This is a genomic window from Brenneria nigrifluens DSM 30175 = ATCC 13028 (assembly GCF_005484965.1).
In the GTDB taxonomy this organism is placed as follows: Bacteria; Pseudomonadota; Gammaproteobacteria; order Enterobacterales; family Enterobacteriaceae; genus Brenneria; species Brenneria nigrifluens.
The window spans coordinates 482,240-499,647 of sequence record NZ_CP034036.1 but is presented as its reverse complement, the minus strand read 5'-3'; the positions used below and the strand labels follow the sequence as shown (position 1 = coordinate 499,647).

Genomic DNA, 17,408 nt, shown 5'->3' with positions numbered 1-17,408 from the left:
ATGGCAAAGATAAAACTATTTGTTAAAATTAATTTATCTTTTATCAAGGAGAGTGGTTATGAGTATTATTAAAGAGTTCCGCGAATTTGCCATGCGGGGAAATGTTGTCGATCTGGCGGTCGGTGTGATTATCGGCGCCGCCTTCGGTAAAATCGTTTCGTCGCTGGTATCCGATATTATAATGCCCCCTCTGGGGCTGCTTATCGGCGGCGTGGATTTCAAACAATTCAGTCTGGTTTTACGTGATGCCCAAGGCGACATACCCGCGGTAATTATGAACTATGGCCATTTTATTCAAAATATTTTTGACTTCATCATTGTCGCATTCGCTATTTTCATGGCGATTAAACTGATGAACAAAATGCGCCGTAAACAGGAAGATGCGCCGGCCGAACCGCCTAAACCCAGCGCCGAAGAGACATTATTGACGGAAATACGCGACCTGCTGAAAAATCAGCAACAACCTAAATTATAAATCATTTAACTAGCCCGTCGTGCAACGGCGTCTTCAGCCTACAAAACAAAAAGGCCAGCGGTAAAGAATCATTTGATTGCTTACCGCTGGCCTCCCAGTTTCCCTTCTTTGCATGTTTGTCTTTTCTACGGTAACTCCCTTTTCCCTTGCTGTTCACCTCAATCCGTTGACGGAATAGCGGGTCGTGCAGCAATGCTTCCACGGCATTGTCCTGAATTTTACCCCGTTTATGACGATAGCCGGTCATAGATACCTCTCATGATGTGCATGTAAATAGAACGCGTGTGAGTATAGAGGAGAATCTGGCGGTGGTACAGATGAGGTCAAAGGAACTTAGCGAGAATCAAATGCCTGTTTTAACGATGCGGAATAGTCCGCGTGTAAAAAGTCGGTATTGACGCCCCGCTGCTGCAGGCGTAGCTCAAGCAAGCGAAACCGGCGTGAAAGCGCTTCATATTCCGGAGACTGACGAGAAATATTTTCCAGCAGGTCGGATAACTGCAGCGCCTCTTTACGCTCTTCAAGTTCCAACGGCAAACAGCCGGCATTTTTCAGCAGCCGGTAGGCGACCCGAAGCTCGGGCGGTACGCCGCTGTCATCGTCAAGCGACAAGGGCTGGCCGCAGCCCGGTAAATTGTCAAACTGCCCTTGCTGCAGGGCAAGCGCGATATGGCGTTCCGCCAGTTCGTCAATCAACCACATCACTCCCCCCTTAAGCCGCGTACGCTTAAAGGTTAGCCGAATTCAAGGCATAAAAAAACCGGGTTTCCCCGGTTTTTTTATGCTCTTACAGATTACTCCGCAGTAGCAACTTCTTCTGTCTGAGACGCTGAGCGATCAACGAGCTCGATGTATGCCATCGGCGCATTATCGCCTGCACGGAAGCCACACTTCAGAATACGAGTGTAACCACCGGCACGGCTCGCGAAACGCGGGCCCAGTTCATTAAACAGTTTTGCCACGATCTCGTTATCACGAGTACGGGCGAATGCCAGACGACGATTAGCAACGCTGTCGGTCTTGGCAAGAGTAATCAGCGGTTCAACAACACGGCGCAGCTCTTTCGCTTTCGGCAGGGTCGTCTTGATAATCTCATGACGAACCAAAGAACTAGCCATGTTACGGAACATAGCCTGACGATGGCTGCTGTTACGGTTCAGTTGACGACCACTCTTACGATGGCGCATGACCTTATCCTTCTCAGTAAAACCTTAACCTGCGATCTGGTTACTCATCAGCAATGCTTGCCGGTGGCCAGTTTTCCAGGCGCATGCCCAGAGACAGGCCACGGGAAGCCAGTACGTCTTTAATCTCGGTAAGAGATTTTTTACCCAGGTTAGGCGTTTTCAACAGCTCAACCTCGGTACGCTGTACCAGATCACCGATGTAGTGGATAGCTTCTGCCTTGAGGCAGTTAGCAGAGCGGACAGTCAATTCCAGATCGTCAACAGGGCGCAGCAGGATCGGATCGAACTCTGGTTTTTCTTCTTTAACTTCCGGTTGACGCACGTCACGCAGGTCAACAAAAGCTTCAAGTTGTTCAGCCAGAATGGTGGCCGCACGGCGGATCGCCTCTTCAGGATCGATCGTGCCGTTGGTTTCCATTTCGATGACCAGCTTGTCCAGGTCGGTACGCTGTTCTACGCGCGCCGCTTCAACATTGTAGGCAATACGCTCTACAGGGCTGTAGCAAGCATCGACTAACAGGCGACCGATCGGGCGCTCATCTTCTTCCGTATGAATACGGGCAGATGCCGGCACATAACCACGGCCACGCTGAACTTTGATACGCATGCTGATAGCGGCGTTTTCATCGGTCAGGTGGCAGATCAGGTGCTGTGGCTTGACGATTTCAACATCGCCGTCATGGACGATGTCGGCTGCAGTCACAGGGCCAATGCCAGATTTATTCAGGGTAAGAATAACTTCTTCTTTGCCTTGAACTCTCACCGCCAGCCCTTTCAGGTTGAGCAGGATTTCCAGGATGTCTTCCTGTACGCCTTCTTTGGTGCTGTACTCATGCAGTACACCATCAATCTCAACCTCGGTCACCGCGCAACCTGGCATGGATGAAAGCAGAATACGGCGCAGTGCGTTGCCAAGAGTATGGCCAAAGCCACGCTCTAATGGCTCAAGGGTCACCTTGGCGTGCGTCGAACTCACTTGCTCGATATCAACCAGGCGCGGTTTTAGAAACTCTGTCACAGAACCCTGCATTGTGTCCTCTCTTTGGTACTAAGCTTTACTTGGAGTAAAGCTCGACGATCAGGTGTTCATTAATGTCCGCAGACAGATCGGTCCGTTCAGGAATACGTTTGAACACACCTTCCATCTTGGCAGCATCAACTTCCAGCCAAGTTGGCTTTTCACGCTGTTCAGCCAGCTCCAGAGCGGCCTTAACGCGAGATTGCTTTTTCGCTTTCTCACGGATGCTGACTACGTCATTCGGGGATACCTGATAAGAAGCGATGCTGACAACGCGACCGTTTACCATGATAGCCTTGTGGCTGACCAGCTGACGTGCTTCAGCACGAGTGGCGCCGAAGCCCATACGGTAAACAACGTTATCCAGACGACCTTCCAGCAGCTGTAACAGGTTCGCACCCGTGTTGCCTTTCAGACGCGCGGCTTCTTTATAATAGTTACGGAACTGGCGTTCCAGAACACCATAAATACGGCGAACTTTTTGCTTTTCACGCAACTGCACACCATAGTCAGACAGACGCGGTTTACGCGCACCGTGCTGGCCAGGAGCTTGTTCAATCTTACACTTGGAATCGATCGCACGAACACCGGACTTCAGGAACAGGTCGGTGCCTTCACGACGGCTCAGCTTGAGCTTAGGACCCAAATATCTTGCCATTTTCTTTCTCCAACAATCCTAAAAGCGGCGTTATACGCGGCGCTTTTTCGGCGGACGACAACCGTTATGGGGGATCGGAGTCACATCAGTAATATTAGTGATGCGGAAACCAGCCGCGTTCAATGCGCGGATAGTAGACTCACGGCCCGGACCAGGTCCTTTAACCATAACTTCCAAGTTCTTGATACCGTACTCTTTCACTGCTTCAGCACAGCGCTCTGCTGCAACCTGAGCGGCGAACGGAGTGGATTTACGAGAACCACGGAAACCGGAACCACCGGCAGTTGCCCAACCCAGCGCATTACCCTGACGATCGGTAATAGTAACGATGGTGTTGTTGAAAGAAGCATGGACATGAGCCACACCGTCAGAGACTTGCTTTCTTACACGCTTACGTGCACGAATAGGTGCCTTTGCCATTATTCAATCACCCCGATTATTTCTTGATCGGTTTGCGCGGACCCTTACGGGTACGGGCGTTAGTCTTGGTACGCTGACCGCGAACCGGCAGACCACGACGATGACGCAAACCACGATAAGTACCAAGGTCCATAAGACGCTTAATGCTCAGGGTAACTTCACGACGCAGGTCACCTTCAACAACAAACTTGGCAACTTCGTCACGCAGCTTATCGATTTGCTCTTCAGACAGCTCACTGATCTTAACATTTTCAGCAATACCCGAAGCAGCGCAGATGGCCTGCGAACGAGTTTTACCGACACCGTAGATCGCCGTTAATGCGATAACGGTATGCTTATGATCAGGAATGTTAATGCCTGCTATACGGGCCACTATGCACTCCTACAATTTTATACGGCAATACCATTCTGAAAAGCCCGTTTTCAGGATACTCAAATAGTATTGCGGCTACATACAAAAGATTGGCTGGCTAATCTAGCCAGCTCAACCCAACTTTGCAAGAAAAATATGCGAGATAATCAGCCTTGGCGCTGTTTATGCTTCGGCTCGGCACTGCAGATCACACGAACGACACCGTTACGCTTAACAATCTTACAGTTACGACATAATTTCTTGACGGAAGCACGAACTTTCATTTTTACTCTCCGTAACTTCTCAAACGCACCTGATTAACGGTTATAGCCTTTCAGGTTTGCTTTCTTCAATGCAGACTCGTACTGACTCGACATCATCAGAGTTTGCACTTGAGCCATAAAGTCCATGATGACCACAACAACGATCAATAATGACGTGCCGCCGAAATAGAAAGGCACTTTCATTGCATCACGCATGAACTCCGGGATCAGGCAGATGAAAGTAATGTACATCGCACCTACCAGAGTAAGGCGGGTCATTACTTTATCGATATATTTCGCCGTTTGCTCTCCCGGACGAATTCCTGGCACGAATGCACCGGACTTCTTCAGGTTATCTGCTGTTTCACGCGGATTGAAAACCAACGCAGTGTAGAAGAAACAGAAGAAGATGATTGCAGACGCATAGAGTAACACATAAAGCGGTTGCCCAGGCTGCAAATACAGCGAAATCGTAGTCAGCCAGTTCCAACCGGTACCGCCCCCAAACCAGGATGCAATCGTGGCAGGGAACAGAATAATGCTGGATGCGAAGATAGCCGGGATAACCCCCGCCATATTCACTTTCAGCGGTAAATGCGTACTCTGTGCTGCATAAACGCGACGACCTTGTTGACGCTTGGCATAGTTGACGACGATACGCCGCTGACCACGCTCCATGAAAACAACGAAGAAGGTTACTGCAAACACTAAAACTGCAACCAACAGCAACAGGAGGAAGTGCAGGTCGCCTTGCCGCGCTTGCTCGATGGTATGGCCAATGGCCGGCGGCAGCCCCGCAACGATACCAGCGAAGATTATGATTGAAATACCGTTACCGATACCTCGTTCCGTAATCTGTTCACCCAGCCACATCAGGAACATTGTCCCGGTGACCAGGCTGACAACAGCGGTAAAGTAGAAAGCAAAGCCCGGATTTAACACCAGGCCCTGCATCCCAGGCATATTCGGCAGACCGGTAGCAATACCGATCGACTGGAATATCGCCAATACCAGAGTACCGTAACGGGTGTACTGGCTAATCTTGCGACGGCCAGCCTCCCCTTCTTTCTTTATTTCCGCCAGCGTGGGATGAACCACGGTCAGCAGCTGAATAATAATCGATGCCGAAATATACGGCATGATACCCAGGGCAAAGATAGAAGCACGGCTGAGCGCACCACCAGAGAACATGTTGAACATTTCAATGATGGTGCCTCGCTGCTGTTCAAGCAATTTGGCAAGCACAGTGGCATCAATACCAGGAATCGGAATAAAAGAGCCAATACGGAAAACAATCAGCGCACCGATAACAAACAATAGTCTGCGCTTCAGTTCGCCTACTCCGCCTTTAGCACTTTGAAAATCTAATCCTGGTTGTTTGGCCATCTGCTACTTATTCCTCAATTTTACCGCCAGCAGTTTCGATAGCAGCACGAGCACCTTTAGTGACACGCAGACCACGAATCGTTACCGGACGAGCAACTTCACCAGACAGAATCACTTTCGCGAATTCGATCTGAATGCCAATCACATTAGCGGCTTTCAGCGTATTCAGGTCAACGACGTCGCCTTCCACTTTAGCCAGATCGGACAAACGAACTTCCGCCGTAATCATAGCTTTGCGAGAAGTGAAACCGAACTTCGGCAGACGACGGTATAAAGGCATCTGACCACCTTCAAAACCGCGACGCACGCCACCGCCAGAACGAGACTTCTGACCCTTATGACCGCGACCGCCGGTTTTGCCCAGGCCAGAACCGATACCACGACCCAAACGCTTCGGCGCATGTTTCGCGCCTTCGGCCGGAGACAGAGTATTCAAGCGCATCTGTTACTCCTCCACTTTAACCATATAGGAAACCGCGTTGACCATACCGCGAACCGCAGGAGTATCCTCGCGTTCAACGGTATGACCAATACGGCGCAGACCCAGGCCAAGCAGCGTTGCCTTATGTTTCGGCAGACGACCGATTGCACTACGGGTTTGAGTTATTTTAATAGTCTTTGCCATGGTTAATTACCCCAGAATTTCTTCAACGGATTTACCACGCTTGGCAGCGACCATTTCCGGGGACTTCATATTCGCCAGACCATCAATCGTTGCACGAACCACGTTAATCGGGTTAGTGGAACCATAGGCCTTGGCCAATACGTTGTGTACCCCTGCGACTTCCAGAACGGCGCGCATTGCACCGCCGGCAATAATACCGGTACCTTCGGAAGCCGGCTGCATAAACACACGAGAGCCCGTGTGAGCACCTTTAACCGGGTGCTGCAGGGTGCCGTTGTTCAGCGCGACGTTCATCATATTGCGACGGGCTTTTTCCATCGCTTTCTGGATCGCTGCCGGAACTTCGCGTGCTTTTCCGTAGCCAAAACCAACGCGACCGTTGCCATCACCCACTACAGTCAGTGCGGTGAAGCTGAAAATACGGCCGCCTTTAACGGTTTTGGATACGCGATTTACCGCGATCAGCTTTTCCTGCAGTTCGCCAGCTTGTTTCTCGATGTGAGCCATCTTACACCTCTACCTTAGAACTGAAGGCCAGCTTCACGGGCAGCATCTGCCAGTGCCTGGACTCGACCATGATATTGGAAACCGGAACGGTCAAAGGATACGTCTTTAATCCCTTTTTCCAATGCGCGTTCGGCAATAGCTTTACCTACTGCGATAGCTGCATCTTTGTTCCCGGTATACTTCAGTTGCTCTGCGATAGCTTTTTCTACAGTAGAAGCGGCTACCAGGACTTCAGAACCGTTCGGTGCGATGACCTGCGCATAAATATGGCGTGGAGTACGATGTACCACCAAACGCGTCGCACCCAGTTCCTGGAGCTTGCGGCGTGCGCGGGTCGCACGACGGATACGAGCTGCTTTCTTATCCATAGTGTTACCTTACTTCTTCTTAGCCTCTTTGGTACGCACGACTTCGTCGGCGTAACGGACACCCTTGCCTTTATATGGCTCAGGACGACGGTAGGCGCGTATTTCCGCGGCGACCTGACCAATAACCTGCTTATCGGCACCTTTCAGTACGATTTCAGTCTGGCTGGGGCACTCTGCGGTAATACCTGCCGGCAGCGCGTGGTCAACCGGGTGAGAGAACCCAAGAGACAGGTTCACTACGTTGCCTTTTACGGCAGCACGATAACCAACACCGACCAGCTGCAGCTTCCTGGTGAAGCCTTCGGTAACACCGACAACCATTGCGTTTAACAGAGCGCGAGTGGTGCCCGCCTGGGCCCATCCGTCAACGAAACCTTCGCGTGGGGCGAAAGTCAGAGCGTTTTCAGCCTGTTTAACTTCAACAGCGTCATGGATCTTACGACTCAGCTCGCCGTTTTTACCCTTAATCGAAATATCCTGACCGTTGAGTTTTACCTCTACGCCGGCAGGAATGACGACGGGTGCTTTTGCAACACGAGACATTCTTTCCTCCCGATTAAGCTACGTAGCAGATAATCTCGCCACCAAGACCAGCCTGGCGAGCTGCACGATCAGTCATAACACCTTTAGAGGTAGAAACAACAGCGATACCCAGTCCTGCCATAACTTTCGGCAGTTCGTCTTTGCGCTTATAAATACGCAGACCTGGACGGCTTACACGCTGAATGCTTTCTACCACTGCCTTGCCCTGGAAATATTTAAGTGCTAATTCCAGAACCGGCTTGGCGTCGCCTTCGATTTTAAAATCTTCAATATAGCCTTCTTCCTTCAGCACGTTGGCAATTGCCACTTTCAGCTTGGAGGAAGGCATGGTGACCGCAACTTTGTTCGCGGCTTGACCGTTACGGATACGGGTCAGCATATCCGCGATCGGATCTTGCATGCTCATCTGTCTTTACTCCCGTGATTCAATTGGTGACAATTACCAGCTAGCCTTTTTCAGACCCGGAATTTCACCGCGCATAGCGGCTTCACGGACCTTGATACGGCTCAACCCGAACTTCCGCAGGAAAGCATGCGGACGACCAGTTTGACGGCAGCGGTTACGCTGACGAGACGGGCTGGAATCACGCGGCAGAGTCTGCAGCTTAAGAACTGCATCCCAACGTTCTTCGTCGGAAGAGTTCACGCTGGAGATAATAGCTTTTAATTCCTCGCGTTTAGCGCGGTATTTATCAGCCAGTTTCACGCGAACGACTTCGCGTGCTTTCATGGATTGCTTAGCCATTAGTAACCCTACCTTACTTGCGGAATGGGAAGTTAAAGGCGGCCAACAGCGCACGGCCTTCATCATCGGATTTCGCAGTGGTGGTAATGGTAATATCCAAACCACGAACGCGATCGACCTTGTCATAGTCGATTTCCGGGAAGATGATCTGCTCACGCACACCCATGCTGTAGTTACCACGGCCGTCGAATGACTTGGCGGACAGGCCACGGAAGTCACGGATACGCGGTACAGCAATGGAAATCAGTCGCTCAAGGAACTCCCACATGCGTTCGCCACGCAGAGTTACTTTACAGCCGATCGGATAGCCCTGACGGATTTTGAAGCCTGCAACAGATTTGCGAGCTTTGGTGATCAACGGTTTTTGACCGGAGATTGCTGCCAGATCGGCTGCTGCGTTATCCAGCAGTTTCTTGTCAGCGATCGCTTCACCAACACCCATGTTCAGGGTGATCTTCTCGACCCGAGGGACTTGCATGACAGAATTGTAGTTAAACTCGGTCATGAGTTTTTTAACTACTTCGTCTTTGTAGTAATCATGCAGTTTCGCCATCGTACTACTCCAAATTACTTGATAGTTTCGCTGTTAGATTTAAAGAAACGGACTTTTTTGCCGTCTTCGAATCTAAAGCCTACACGGTCAGCCTTACCAGTTGCCGCATTGAAGATCGCAAGGTTGGAAACCTGAATAGCAGCTTCTTTTTCAACGATGCCGCCTGGTTGGTTCAGGGCCGGAACCGGCTTCTGATGTTTTTTAACCAGGTTGATACCTTCAACAATGACCTTACTAGCAGACAGGACATTTTTTACTTTACCGCGCTTACCTTTATCTTTGCCGGTCAGCACGATAACTTCGTCATCACGACGGATTTTCGCTGCCATGATTCGCTCCTTAGAGTACTTCTGGTGCCAGAGAGATAATTTTCATGAACTTCTCATTACGCAGTTCACGAGTTACCGGCCCAAAAATACGCGTACCGATAGGCTGTTCGCTGTTATTGTTCAGAATAACGCAAGCATTTCCATCGAAGCGAATGACAGAACCGTCCGGGCGACGAACACCCTTCTTGGTGCGCACCACAACCGCCTTCAGTACATCGCCTTTTTTCACCTTACCGCGAGGAATTGCTTCCTTGATGGTAATTTTGATGATATCGCCGACGCCTGCGTAGCGACGGTGCGAGCCACCTAGAACCTTGATACACATTACGCGACGTGCACCGGAGTTATCGGCCACATTCAGCATAGTCTGTTCTTGGATCATTTTAGTGCTCCGCTAATGTCAACTACTACTTTAGGACCCATCACAGGCCATTAAAATGCCCCAAATTAAGGGCGCAGCATTATAACACCGCTTCCTTGATATGGGTAGAAAAAATAAACGGCCCAGTTACTGAGCCGTTTATCATAACGAGAAGAGCGCTACTGTATTACAGAATCGCTTTCTCTACAACGCGAACAAGCGTCCAAGACTTGGTTTTGGACAGCGGACGGCATTCGCGGATTTCAACCACGTCGCCGGTACCGCATTCATTGTTCTCGTCATGTACGTGCAGCTTGGTCGTACGTTTAATGAACTTACCGTAAAGCGGATGTTTCACGAAACGTTCGATGGCGACGACGATGGATTTCTCCATTTTGTCGCTAACGACGCGGCCTTGCAGAGTACGGATTTTATCGGTCATTACGCACCCGCCTTCTCAGTCAGTAAAGTCTTAACACGTGCACCATTACGACGCACTTGTTTCAACAGGTGAGTTTGTTGCAGCTGGCCACTTGCCGCCTGCATGCGCAGATTGAATTGTTCGCGCAGCAGTTCGAGCAGCTCGGTGTTCAGCTCTTCAACGCTCTTTTCACGCAGCTCTTGTGCTTTCATTACATCACCGTCTTAGTTACAAAGGTGGTTTTAATCGGCAGTTTCGCTGCTGCCAGTTGGAATGCCTCACGGGCCAACTCTTCCGGCACACCGTCCATTTCGTACAGGACTTTACCTGGCTGAATCAGGGCAACCCAATACTCTACGTTACCTTTACCTTTACCCATACGCACTTCAAGCGGTTTTTCGGTGATCGGTTTGTCCGGGAATACACGGATCCAGATCTTACCTTGACGCTTAACGGCGCGGGTCATGGCACGACGTGCAGCTTCGATTTGACGAGCAGTCAGGCGACCGCGGCCAACAGCTTTCAGACCGAAAGTGCCGAAGCTAACATCCGTACCTGCTGCCAGACCACGGTTGCGGCCTTTGTGCATCTTACGGAATTTTGTACGCTTTGGTTGTAACATCAGCGACTCTCCTTACTTGCGGCCTTTACGCTGCTGCTTTTTAGGTTGAGCAGCCGGTTTTTCCGGTTGTTCAACGGCAGCCATACCACCCAGGATCTCACCTTTGAAGATCCACACTTTCACACCGATAACACCATAAGTGGTGTGCGCTTCGGAAGTGTTGTAATCGATATCCGCACGCAGCGTGTGCAACGGAACACGACCTTCACGGTACCATTCGGTACGCGCGATTTCAGCACCGCCCAGGCGGCCGCTTACTTCAACTTTGATACCCTTGGCGCCCAGACGCATGGCGTTCTGTACCGCACGCTTCATCGCACGACGGAACATCACGCGACGCTCCAGCTGAGAAGTGATGCTGTCAGCAACCAGTTTTGCGTCCAGTTCGGGCTTACGAACTTCTGCGATATTGATTTGCGCAGGTACGCCAGCGATATCCGCTACGACTTTACGCAGTTTTTCAACATCTTCACCTTTTTTACCGATCACGATGCCCGGACGAGCGGTGTGAATAGTCACACGAATGCTTTTAGCCGGACGTTCGATAACGATACGAGAAACGGAAGCTTTTTCCAGTTCCTTCGTCAGGTATTTACGAACTTTAAAGTCGCTGTCCAGGTTGTCAGCGAATTCTTTGGTATTCGCATACCAGGTAGAGTTCCAAGGTTTGACAATACCCAGTCGAATACCATTAGGATGTACTTTCTGACCCATTGCTAGTCTCCAGAGTCTCAGCGATCGGACACAACCACAGTGATGTGGCTGGTACGCTTCAGGATGCGATCCGCACGACCTTTGGCACGCGGCATAATACGCTTCATGCTTGGGCCTTCGTCGACGAAGATTTTCGCGACTTTCAGATCATCAATGTCAGCGCCATCGTTGTGCTCTGCGTTAGCAATGGCAGACTCCAGCACTTTTTTAACCAGACCAGCAGCTTTCTTGTTGGTGTAGGTCAGAACTTCCAGAGCTTGCGACACTTTCTTACCGCGAATCAGGTCAGCCACCAGGCGAACCTTTTGAGCAGAAGAACGAGCGTGGCGATGTTGAGCAATAGTTTCCATCTCTTCCTCCTACCTTAGCGCTTCTTGGCCTTTTTATCGGCCGCATGGCCGCGATAAGTACGAGTCGGCGCGAATTCACCCAGTTTGTGACCGACCATTTCATCGGAAACAAACACCGGAACGTGCTGACGACCATTATGGACAGCGATGGTCAAACCGATCATATTTGGAAAGATCGTTGAACGACGGGACCAAGTGCGCAAAGGCTTCTTGTCACCGCTTTCCACCGCTTTCTCTACCTTCTTCAGCAAGTGCAGGTCAATAAATGGACCTTTCTTGAGAGAACGTGGCATGGTTTATCCTCTAAAATTATTTAGTACGGCGACGTACGATGAACTTATCAGTACGCTTGTTGCTGCGGGTCTTCTTACCTTTGGTCTGTACGCCCCACGGGGATACCGGGTGCTTACCAAAGTTACGACCTTCACCACCACCGTGCGGGTGGTCTACCGGGTTCATCGCCGTACCGCGAACGGTCGGGCGAACACCACGCCAGCGAGCAGCACCTGCTTTACCCAGAACGCGCAGCATATGCTCCGCATTGCCCACTTCGCCCAGCGTCGCGCGGCAGTCGGACTCGACTTTACGCATTTCGCCGGAACGCAGACGCAGGGTCACGTAAGATCCATCACGGGCAACGATCTGAACGTAGGCACCGGCGGAGCGAGCCAGCTGGCCGCCTTTGCCTGGTTTCAATTCTACGTTATGAACCGTTGAACCGACCGGGATGTTACGCATCGGCAAGGTGTTGCCGGTTTTGATTGCAGCATCAACGCCAGATTGAATCTGGTCACCTGCTTTAAGGCCTTTCGGCGCCAGGATGTAACGGCGTTCGCCGTCTTTGTACAGAACCAGCGCAATGTTCGCGGAACGGTTCGGATCATACTCCAGACGCTCAACAACAGCAGAAATACCATCTTTGTTGCGTTTAAAGTCAACCAGACGATATTGCTGTTTATGACCACCACCGATGTGACGGGTAGTGATGCGGCCATTGTTGTTACGGCCACCGGATTTGCTGTTCTTTTCCAGCAACGGGGCATAAGGTTTGCCCTTGTGCAGCTCAGGGTTAACCACTTTAACAACGTGGCGACGACCCGGAGATGTCGGTTTACATTTAACAATTGCCATTGTTCTTTATTCCTCCGACTTACTCTGCGCCGCCGATGAAGTCCAAATTCTGGCCTTCTTTCAGGGTGACGTAAGCTTTTTTCCAGTCGCTACGACGACCGATACGCTGTCCATGACGTTTCACTTTTCCTTTAACTACCAGGGTGCGAACATCATTGACTTCGACTTCAAACAGTTTCTGCACGGCGGCTTTGATTTCTGCTTTGGTCGCGTCTTTAGCAACTTTGAGTACGATGGTGTTGTTCTTCTCCATCGCTGTAGACGCTTTTTCAGAAACGTGCGGCGCGCGCAAAACTTTCAGCAGACGTTCTTCACGGATCATGCGAGCATCTCCTCAACTTGCTTAACAGCTTCAGCAGTCATGACGACTTTGTCGAAAGCGATCAAGCTAACTGGATCGATACCGGCGACATCACGCACGTCAACCTTGTACAGGTTACGCGCTGCCAGGAACAGATTTTCATCCAGTTCACCGGTGATGATCAGTACGTCTTCCAGCGCCATGTCTTTCAGTTTCTGCGCCAGCAACTTGGTTTTCGGCGCTTCGACAGAGAACTTCTCGACAACGATCAAACGATCTTGACGTACCAGTTCGGACAGAATGCTTTTCAGCGCGCCGCGGTACATCTTTTTGTTAACTTTCTGACTGTGGTCCTGAGGCTTGGCAGCGAAGGTTACGCCACCGGAACGCCAGATCGGGCTCTTGACAGAACCTGAACGCGCACGGCCGGTACCTTTCTGACGCCACGGTTTTTTACCGGAACCAGTTACTTCAGCACGGGTCTTCTGAGCGCGAGTACCTTGACGGGCACCTGCTGCATAAGCAACAACAACCTGGTGTACCAGCGCTTCGTTGAAATCACGACCGAAGGTAGTTTCGGAAACAGTCAGCGCGCTTTGCGCGTCTTTCAATACTAATTCCATTGCTATCTCCTCACGCCTTCACAGCTGGTTTAACGATCAGGTCGCCACCGGTTGCACCCGGAACAGCACCCTTAACCAGCAGCAGGTTGCGCTCAGCGTCAACACGCACTACATCCAGGCTCTGAACGGTTACGCGTTCGTTACCCAGTTGGCCTGCCATTTTCTTGCCTTTGAACACTTTGCCCGGAGTCTGGTTCTGACCGATGGAACCCGGAACGCGGTGAGACAAGGAGTTACCGTGGGTCGCATCCTGGGTACGGAAGTTCCAGCGCTTAACCGTGCCGGCAAAACCCTTACCTTTGGATGTACCAGTAACGTCTACTTTTTTAACGTCTGCGAAAATTTCAACACTGATGCTTTGACCTATGGTGAACTCTTCGCCTTCTGCAAGACGGAACTCACGCAGGGTACGGCCGGCTTCTACGCCAGCTTTAGCAAAGTGACCCGCTTCTGGTTTGGTAACGCGGTTTGCTTTTTTAACACCGGTAGTCACCTGCACAGCGCGGTAACCGTCGTTAGCCAGGTCTTTAACCTGAGTCACGCGGTTTGCTTCAATTTCGATAACGGTTACGGGGATAGATACGCCATCTTCAGTGAAGATACGGGTCATGCCCACTTTTTTACCGACTAAACCAATCATTGTTTCAACCTCTCAATCGCTCAATGACCTGATTAACCCAGGCTGATCTGCACGTCTACACCGGCAGCCAGATCCAGACGCATCAGAGCATCAACGGTTTTCTCGGTTGGCTCAACGATGTCAACCAGACGCTTGTGAGTGCGAATCTCGTACTGATCGCGCGCATCTTTATTTACGTGCGGAGAGATCAGAACGGTGAAACGCTCTTTGCGGGTCGGCAGCGGGATCGGACCGCGGACTTGCGCACCAGTGCGCTTGGCAGTCTCGACGATTTCCGCAGTTGATTGATCGATCAGACGATGATCAAACGCTTTCAGGCGGATACGGATTCTTTGGTTCTGCATGAGACCAGAGCTCCAATTATTTATAAACGTAAATAATTACTCCTCGCACCCATTTCGATTGATGGGGGAGTGTAATCGTTAGTACATAACCCCCATATCGGGAGTATTGTTTTGGCTAATCAGATAGCCTTCTGATTTACTAGCAATCAGACTTACCTGGATTCGGTAAGCCCGCGCATTATACGCAAATTGGCTCAGGAAGCAACAGGTGGGGTGAAATGATTTTAAACAGCGGCCGGAGCATGCACAAACTATCCGGCCGCGGGATAGATAACGCTAACGGCGGGCTATTGCACTTTAAGCTGGCTCTGTAGATAGTTTTGTATGCCGAGACGGGATATCAGATCCAGCTCGGTTTCCAACCAATCGATATGCCCTTCTTCGTCAGCCAGAATTTCTATCAGTATATCCCTGCTGACATAATCATGCACCGAGTCCGAGTAGGCAATGGCTTCACGCAAGTCCTGCGCGCCATCCAGCTCCAGTTGCAGATCGGAACGAAAAATCTCTTCAACATCTTCGCCGATGTTAAGTTTCCCCAGATCTTGCAGATTGGGAATACCTTCGAGAAACAGGATTCGTTCAATATAGCGATCGGCGTGTTTCATTTCGTCGATAGACTCATGATACTCGTGATCGTTGAGACGGGTCAGCCCCCAGTTTTTAAACATTCGGGCATGCAGAAAATATTGGTTGATTGCGACCAGCTCATTGCCCAATAACTTGTTCAGATACGTAATGACTTTTTTATCGCCTTTCATGACATACTCCTCCGCTCCAGTTCTTAAAGTGTAGAACCGGTAAACAGAGAGTCAAAAAAAGACCTTACATTTTATGCTACTTCATACATATCAGGGACTTTGGCTTGTTCATCCTCAAGAATCACCCTAGCCTGGCGAATACATTTGCCGCATTCCGTTCCGATGGGAACCAATTTGCGCAACTGCTGCATAGACTGGGGCTGGTATTGACGTACCGCGTTACGGATCGCTTTATCGGAGATAGCATTACACAAACAGACATACATACCGGAGTAACTCATGTTATGGCGGGTTATCCCTTATGACCCCACAGCCGCCGTAGGCGACATCTAAACCGCTCCCGACGATTTTTAAACAGCCCACGCAGTGTAAATGGGAATGGTTTTTATTTCAATTTACATTTACTAATGCGGGCATAAAAAATGCCGCTGGCGGCGAGCCGGAGGATGGCGGACAGGATGCCCGCCATAAAAAAAGGCACCGAAGTGCCTTTTTTATGCTTTTAGTCTATCAGCGATTAAGCGATAACTTTAGCAACAACGCCCGCGCCTACGGTACGGCCGCCTTCACGGATGGCGAAACGCAGACCGTCGTCCATCGCGATTGGCGCAATCAGGTTTACCACCATCTTGATGTTGTCGCCCGGCATAACCATTTCCACGCCTTCCGGCAGTTCGATGGTGCCCGTCACGTCAGTGGTACGGAAGTAGAACTGCGGACGGTAGCCTTTGAAGAACGGAGTATGACGGCCGCCTTCGTCTTTGGACAGGATATAAACTTCAGACTCGAACTGAGTGTGAGGTTTGATAGAACCTGGTTTAGCCAGTACCTGACCACGCTCAACGTCATCACGTTTAGTACCACGCAGCAGAACGCCGACGTTCTCACCCGCACGGCCTTCGTCCAGCAGTTTGCGGAACATTTCAACGCCGGTACAGGTAGTTTTCGTGGTGTCTTTGATGCCCACGATTTCAACTTCTTCACCGACTTTTACGATGCCGCGCTCTACACGACCGGTAACAACGGTACCGCGACCGGAAATGGAGAATACGTCTTCGATAGGCAGCAGGAACGGCTTGTCGATGGCACGTTCAGGTTCCGGGATGTAAGTATCCAGATGACCGGCCAGTTCGATGATTTTTGCTTCCCACTCGGCATCGCCTTCCAGCGCTTTGAGCGCGGAGCCGCGGATGACAGGGGTGTCATCACCCGGGAAGTCGTACTGAGACAACAGCTCGCGCACTTCCATCTCAACCAGTTCCAGCAGCTCTTCATCATCAACCATGTCGCATTTGTTCAGGAACACGATGATGTAAGGAACGCCAACCTGGCGGCCCAGCAGGATGTGCTCGCGGGTCTGCGGCATCGGGCCGTCAGTCGCGGCAACAACCAGGATCGCGCCGTCCATCTGCGCGGCGCCGGTGATCATGTTTTTCACATAGTCGGCGTGTCCCGGGCAGTCAACGTGCGCGTAGTGGCGAGTCGGGGTATCGTATTCAACGTGAGAGGTGTTGATGGTGATACCACGGGCTTTTTCTTCCGGCGCGTTATCGATCTGATCGAATGCGCGGGCGCTACCGCCGTAGGTTTTAGCCAGCACGGTGGTGATAGCTGCGGTCAGCGTTGTTTTACCATGGTCAACGTGGCCGATAGTACCGACGTTAACGTGGGGTTTTGTACGTTCAAATTTTTCTTTAGACACGGCGATATT

34 protein-coding genes are annotated in these 17,408 nt (G+C 50.8%); 1 reads left to right on the top strand and 33 read right to left on the bottom strand.

Features of this window, described 5'->3' with window-relative positions:
• Positions 1-58: 58 nt before the first annotated feature.
• Positions 59-475, top strand: a complete 417-nt coding sequence (mscL, locus tag EH206_RS02365; RefSeq protein WP_009111223.1) for a large-conductance mechanosensitive channel protein MscL — start codon at positions 59-61, stop codon at positions 473-475.
• 1 nt (position 476) lies between these two features.
• Here mscL and EH206_RS02360 read toward each other — a convergent pair whose 3' ends face one another.
• The 33 genes from EH206_RS02360 to tuf form a co-directional block, all read right to left on the bottom strand.
• Positions 477-722, bottom strand: coding sequence for an alternative ribosome-rescue factor A (locus EH206_RS02360; RefSeq protein WP_009111222.1), 246 nt, complete (start codon positions 720-722; stop codon positions 477-479).
• Positions 723-808: 86 nt separating this feature from the next.
• Positions 809-1,177: a DnaJ family domain-containing protein gene (locus tag EH206_RS02355; protein ID WP_009111221.1), complete on the bottom strand. Its 369-nt coding sequence runs from the start codon at positions 1,175-1,177 to the stop codon at positions 809-811.
• A gap of 92 nt (positions 1,178-1,269) precedes the next feature.
• The gene (gene rplQ, locus EH206_RS02350) at positions 1,270-1,662 is read right to left on the bottom strand and encodes a 50S ribosomal protein L17 (RefSeq protein ID WP_009111220.1); all 393 of its coding nucleotides are present in this window, start codon (positions 1,660-1,662) and stop codon (positions 1,270-1,272) included.
• Positions 1,663-1,702: 40 nt separating this feature from the next.
• On the bottom strand, positions 1,703-2,692 hold the full coding sequence (locus tag EH206_RS02345; RefSeq protein WP_009111219.1) for a DNA-directed RNA polymerase subunit alpha: 990 nt from the start codon (positions 2,690-2,692) through the stop codon (positions 1,703-1,705).
• Positions 2,693-2,717: 25 nt separating this feature from the next.
• Positions 2,718-3,338, bottom strand: a complete 621-nt coding sequence (rpsD, locus tag EH206_RS02340; RefSeq protein ID WP_009111218.1) for a 30S ribosomal protein S4 — start codon at positions 3,336-3,338, stop codon at positions 2,718-2,720.
• Positions 3,339-3,368: 30 nt separating this feature from the next.
• On the bottom strand, positions 3,369-3,758 hold the full coding sequence (gene rpsK, locus EH206_RS02335) for a 30S ribosomal protein S11 (protein WP_002438687.1): 390 nt from the start codon (positions 3,756-3,758) through the stop codon (positions 3,369-3,371).
• 16 nt (positions 3,759-3,774) lie between these two features.
• The gene (gene rpsM / locus EH206_RS02330) at positions 3,775-4,131 is read right to left on the bottom strand and encodes a 30S ribosomal protein S13 (protein WP_009111217.1); all 357 of its coding nucleotides are present in this window, start codon (positions 4,129-4,131) and stop codon (positions 3,775-3,777) included.
• A 146-nt stretch (positions 4,132-4,277) separates the two neighbouring features.
• The gene (gene rpmJ / locus EH206_RS02325) at positions 4,278-4,394 is read right to left on the bottom strand and encodes a 50S ribosomal protein L36 (RefSeq protein ID WP_002227352.1); all 117 of its coding nucleotides are present in this window, start codon (positions 4,392-4,394) and stop codon (positions 4,278-4,280) included.
• A gap of 33 nt (positions 4,395-4,427) precedes the next feature.
• Positions 4,428-5,759 carry a preprotein translocase subunit SecY gene (secY, locus tag EH206_RS02320; RefSeq protein WP_009111216.1) on the bottom strand — a complete coding sequence of 444 codons (1,332 nt, stop codon included), beginning with the start codon at positions 5,757-5,759 and terminating at the stop codon, positions 4,428-4,430.
• A 7-nt stretch (positions 5,760-5,766) separates the two neighbouring features.
• Entirely contained in the window at positions 5,767-6,201 is a 435-nt protein-coding gene (gene rplO, locus EH206_RS02315; RefSeq protein ID WP_009111215.1) for a 50S ribosomal protein L15, read from the bottom strand.
• Positions 6,202-6,204: 3 nt separating this feature from the next.
• Positions 6,205-6,384, bottom strand: a complete 180-nt coding sequence (rpmD, locus tag EH206_RS02310; protein ID WP_004846568.1) for a 50S ribosomal protein L30 — start codon at positions 6,382-6,384, stop codon at positions 6,205-6,207.
• A 6-nt stretch (positions 6,385-6,390) separates the two neighbouring features.
• Complete coding sequence (rpsE, locus tag EH206_RS02305) at positions 6,391-6,891, bottom strand: 30S ribosomal protein S5 (protein WP_005970257.1); 501 nt, start codon at positions 6,889-6,891, stop codon at positions 6,391-6,393.
• A gap of 14 nt (positions 6,892-6,905) precedes the next feature.
• Entirely contained in the window at positions 6,906-7,259 is a 354-nt protein-coding gene (gene rplR / locus EH206_RS02300; RefSeq protein ID WP_009111214.1) for a 50S ribosomal protein L18, read from the bottom strand.
• A gap of 9 nt (positions 7,260-7,268) precedes the next feature.
• On the bottom strand, positions 7,269-7,802 hold the full coding sequence (gene rplF / locus EH206_RS02295) for a 50S ribosomal protein L6 (RefSeq protein WP_009111213.1): 534 nt from the start codon (positions 7,800-7,802) through the stop codon (positions 7,269-7,271).
• A gap of 13 nt (positions 7,803-7,815) precedes the next feature.
• Positions 7,816-8,208, bottom strand: a complete 393-nt coding sequence (gene rpsH / locus EH206_RS02290; RefSeq protein ID WP_009111212.1) for a 30S ribosomal protein S8 — start codon at positions 8,206-8,208, stop codon at positions 7,816-7,818.
• Between the two features lie 33 nt (positions 8,209-8,241).
• Positions 8,242-8,547, bottom strand: a complete 306-nt coding sequence (gene rpsN / locus EH206_RS02285) for a 30S ribosomal protein S14 (RefSeq protein WP_009111211.1) — start codon at positions 8,545-8,547, stop codon at positions 8,242-8,244.
• Between the two features lie 13 nt (positions 8,548-8,560).
• A complete protein-coding gene (gene rplE / locus EH206_RS02280) occupies positions 8,561-9,100 on the bottom strand; it encodes a 50S ribosomal protein L5 (protein WP_005970265.1) in 540 nt (179 codons plus the stop codon).
• Between the two features lie 14 nt (positions 9,101-9,114).
• Positions 9,115-9,429, bottom strand: a complete 315-nt coding sequence (rplX, locus tag EH206_RS02275; protein WP_005970267.1) for a 50S ribosomal protein L24 — start codon at positions 9,427-9,429, stop codon at positions 9,115-9,117.
• 10 nt (positions 9,430-9,439) lie between these two features.
• Positions 9,440-9,811 (bottom strand): 50S ribosomal protein L14, encoded by a 372-nt coding sequence (gene rplN, locus EH206_RS02270; protein WP_000613954.1) that lies wholly within the window; start codon positions 9,809-9,811, stop codon positions 9,440-9,442.
• 166 nt (positions 9,812-9,977) lie between these two features.
• Entirely contained in the window at positions 9,978-10,232 is a 255-nt protein-coding gene (gene rpsQ / locus EH206_RS02265; protein WP_009111210.1) for a 30S ribosomal protein S17, read from the bottom strand.
• On the bottom strand, positions 10,232-10,423 hold the full coding sequence (gene rpmC, locus EH206_RS02260; RefSeq protein ID WP_009111209.1) for a 50S ribosomal protein L29: 192 nt from the start codon (positions 10,421-10,423) through the stop codon (positions 10,232-10,234). The genes rpsQ and rpmC overlap by 1 nt, the downstream gene beginning before the upstream one ends.
• Entirely contained in the window at positions 10,423-10,833 is a 411-nt protein-coding gene (rplP, locus tag EH206_RS02255) for a 50S ribosomal protein L16 (protein ID WP_009111208.1), read from the bottom strand. Before rplP ends, rpmC begins: the two co-directional genes overlap by 1 nt.
• A gap of 12 nt (positions 10,834-10,845) precedes the next feature.
• On the bottom strand, positions 10,846-11,547 hold the full coding sequence (gene rpsC / locus EH206_RS02250; protein WP_005970274.1) for a 30S ribosomal protein S3: 702 nt from the start codon (positions 11,545-11,547) through the stop codon (positions 10,846-10,848).
• A 17-nt stretch (positions 11,548-11,564) separates the two neighbouring features.
• Complete coding sequence (gene rplV / locus EH206_RS02245) at positions 11,565-11,897, bottom strand: 50S ribosomal protein L22 (RefSeq protein WP_009111207.1); 333 nt, start codon at positions 11,895-11,897, stop codon at positions 11,565-11,567.
• Positions 11,898-11,911: 14 nt separating this feature from the next.
• Positions 11,912-12,190 carry a 30S ribosomal protein S19 gene (rpsS, locus tag EH206_RS02240; RefSeq protein ID WP_004929772.1) on the bottom strand — a complete coding sequence of 93 codons (279 nt, stop codon included), beginning with the start codon at positions 12,188-12,190 and terminating at the stop codon, positions 11,912-11,914.
• 16 nt (positions 12,191-12,206) lie between these two features.
• Complete coding sequence (gene rplB, locus EH206_RS02235) at positions 12,207-13,028, bottom strand: 50S ribosomal protein L2 (protein WP_009111206.1); 822 nt, start codon at positions 13,026-13,028, stop codon at positions 12,207-12,209.
• A 19-nt stretch (positions 13,029-13,047) separates the two neighbouring features.
• On the bottom strand, positions 13,048-13,350 hold the full coding sequence (rplW, locus tag EH206_RS02230; RefSeq protein WP_009111205.1) for a 50S ribosomal protein L23: 303 nt from the start codon (positions 13,348-13,350) through the stop codon (positions 13,048-13,050).
• Positions 13,347-13,952, bottom strand: coding sequence for a 50S ribosomal protein L4 (gene rplD / locus EH206_RS02225; protein WP_009111204.1), 606 nt, complete (start codon positions 13,950-13,952; stop codon positions 13,347-13,349). Before rplD ends, rplW begins: the two co-directional genes overlap by 4 nt.
• A gap of 10 nt (positions 13,953-13,962) precedes the next feature.
• A complete protein-coding gene (rplC, locus tag EH206_RS02220) occupies positions 13,963-14,592 on the bottom strand; it encodes a 50S ribosomal protein L3 (RefSeq protein ID WP_009111203.1) in 630 nt (209 codons plus the stop codon).
• 32 nt (positions 14,593-14,624) lie between these two features.
• On the bottom strand, positions 14,625-14,936 hold the full coding sequence (gene rpsJ, locus EH206_RS02215; protein ID WP_001181005.1) for a 30S ribosomal protein S10: 312 nt from the start codon (positions 14,934-14,936) through the stop codon (positions 14,625-14,627).
• A 287-nt stretch (positions 14,937-15,223) separates the two neighbouring features.
• Positions 15,224-15,697 carry a bacterioferritin gene (gene bfr / locus EH206_RS02210; protein ID WP_009111202.1) on the bottom strand — a complete coding sequence of 158 codons (474 nt, stop codon included), beginning with the start codon at positions 15,695-15,697 and terminating at the stop codon, positions 15,224-15,226.
• Positions 15,698-15,768: 71 nt separating this feature from the next.
• The gene (gene bfd, locus EH206_RS02205; protein ID WP_009111201.1) at positions 15,769-15,963 is read right to left on the bottom strand and encodes a bacterioferritin-associated ferredoxin; all 195 of its coding nucleotides are present in this window, start codon (positions 15,961-15,963) and stop codon (positions 15,769-15,771) included.
• Between the two features lie 251 nt (positions 15,964-16,214).
• Positions 16,215-17,399: an elongation factor Tu gene (tuf, locus tag EH206_RS02200; RefSeq protein ID WP_009111200.1), complete on the bottom strand. Its 1,185-nt coding sequence runs from the start codon at positions 17,397-17,399 to the stop codon at positions 16,215-16,217.
• Positions 17,400-17,408: the final 9 nt, after the last annotated feature.

Bases quoted from the DNA above. Each gene is read 5' to 3' on its own strand.
- mscL (WP_009111223.1), top strand. From the start codon at position 59: ATGAGTATTATTAAAGAGTTCCGCGAATTTGCCATGCGGGGAAATGTT.
- EH206_RS02360 (WP_009111222.1), bottom strand. From the start codon at position 722: ATGACCGGCTATCGTCATAAACGGGGTAAAATTCAGGACAATGCCGTG.
- EH206_RS02355 (WP_009111221.1), bottom strand. From the start codon at position 1,177: ATGTGGTTGATTGACGAACTGGCGGAACGCCATATCGCGCTTGCCCTG.
- rplQ (WP_009111220.1), bottom strand. From the start codon at position 1,662: ATGCGCCATCGTAAGAGTGGTCGTCAACTGAACCGTAACAGCAGCCAT.
- EH206_RS02345 (WP_009111219.1), bottom strand. From the start codon at position 2,692: ATGCAGGGTTCTGTGACAGAGTTTCTAAAACCGCGCCTGGTTGATATC.
- rpsD (WP_009111218.1), bottom strand. From the start codon at position 3,338: ATGGCAAGATATTTGGGTCCTAAGCTCAAGCTGAGCCGTCGTGAAGGC.
- rpsK (WP_002438687.1), bottom strand. From the start codon at position 3,758: ATGGCAAAGGCACCTATTCGTGCACGTAAGCGTGTAAGAAAGCAAGTC.
- rpmJ (WP_002227352.1), bottom strand. From the start codon at position 4,394: ATGAAAGTTCGTGCTTCCGTCAAGAAATTATGTCGTAACTGTAAGATT.
- secY (WP_009111216.1), bottom strand. From the start codon at position 5,759: ATGGCCAAACAACCAGGATTAGATTTTCAAAGTGCTAAAGGCGGAGTA.
- rplO (WP_009111215.1), bottom strand. From the start codon at position 6,201: ATGCGCTTGAATACTCTGTCTCCGGCCGAAGGCGCGAAACATGCGCCG.
- rpmD (WP_004846568.1), bottom strand. From the start codon at position 6,384: ATGGCAAAGACTATTAAAATAACTCAAACCCGTAGTGCAATCGGTCGT.
- rpsE (WP_005970257.1), bottom strand. From the start codon at position 6,891: ATGGCTCACATCGAGAAACAAGCTGGCGAACTGCAGGAAAAGCTGATC.
- rplR (WP_009111214.1), bottom strand. From the start codon at position 7,259: ATGGATAAGAAAGCAGCTCGTATCCGTCGTGCGACCCGCGCACGCCGC.
- rplF (WP_009111213.1), bottom strand. From the start codon at position 7,802: ATGTCTCGTGTTGCAAAAGCACCCGTCGTCATTCCTGCCGGCGTAGAG.
- rpsH (WP_009111212.1), bottom strand. From the start codon at position 8,208: ATGAGCATGCAAGATCCGATCGCGGATATGCTGACCCGTATCCGTAAC.
- rpsN (WP_009111211.1), bottom strand. From the start codon at position 8,547: ATGGCTAAGCAATCCATGAAAGCACGCGAAGTCGTTCGCGTGAAACTG.
- rplE (WP_005970265.1), bottom strand. From the start codon at position 9,100: ATGGCGAAACTGCATGATTACTACAAAGACGAAGTAGTTAAAAAACTC.
- rplX (WP_005970267.1), bottom strand. From the start codon at position 9,429: ATGGCAGCGAAAATCCGTCGTGATGACGAAGTTATCGTGCTGACCGGC.
- rplN (WP_000613954.1), bottom strand. From the start codon at position 9,811: ATGATCCAAGAACAGACTATGCTGAATGTGGCCGATAACTCCGGTGCA.
- rpsQ (WP_009111210.1), bottom strand. From the start codon at position 10,232: ATGACCGATAAAATCCGTACTCTGCAAGGCCGCGTCGTTAGCGACAAA.
- rpmC (WP_009111209.1), bottom strand. From the start codon at position 10,423: ATGAAAGCACAAGAGCTGCGTGAAAAGAGCGTTGAAGAGCTGAACACC.
- rplP (WP_009111208.1), bottom strand. From the start codon at position 10,833: ATGTTACAACCAAAGCGTACAAAATTCCGTAAGATGCACAAAGGCCGC.
- rpsC (WP_005970274.1), bottom strand. From the start codon at position 11,547: ATGGGTCAGAAAGTACATCCTAATGGTATTCGACTGGGTATTGTCAAA.
- rplV (WP_009111207.1), bottom strand. From the start codon at position 11,897: ATGGAAACTATTGCTCAACATCGCCACGCTCGTTCTTCTGCTCAAAAG.
- rpsS (WP_004929772.1), bottom strand. From the start codon at position 12,190: ATGCCACGTTCTCTCAAGAAAGGTCCATTTATTGACCTGCACTTGCTG.
- rplB (WP_009111206.1), bottom strand. From the start codon at position 13,028: ATGGCAATTGTTAAATGTAAACCGACATCTCCGGGTCGTCGCCACGTT.
- rplW (WP_009111205.1), bottom strand. From the start codon at position 13,350: ATGATCCGTGAAGAACGTCTGCTGAAAGTTTTGCGCGCGCCGCACGTT.
- rplD (WP_009111204.1), bottom strand. From the start codon at position 13,952: ATGGAATTAGTATTGAAAGACGCGCAAAGCGCGCTGACTGTTTCCGAA.
- rplC (WP_009111203.1), bottom strand. From the start codon at position 14,592: ATGATTGGTTTAGTCGGTAAAAAAGTGGGCATGACCCGTATCTTCACT.
- rpsJ (WP_001181005.1), bottom strand. From the start codon at position 14,936: ATGCAGAACCAAAGAATCCGTATCCGCCTGAAAGCGTTTGATCATCGT.
- bfr (WP_009111202.1), bottom strand. From the start codon at position 15,697: ATGAAAGGCGATAAAAAAGTCATTACGTATCTGAACAAGTTATTGGGC.
- bfd (WP_009111201.1), bottom strand. From the start codon at position 15,963: ATGTATGTCTGTTTGTGTAATGCTATCTCCGATAAAGCGATCCGTAAC.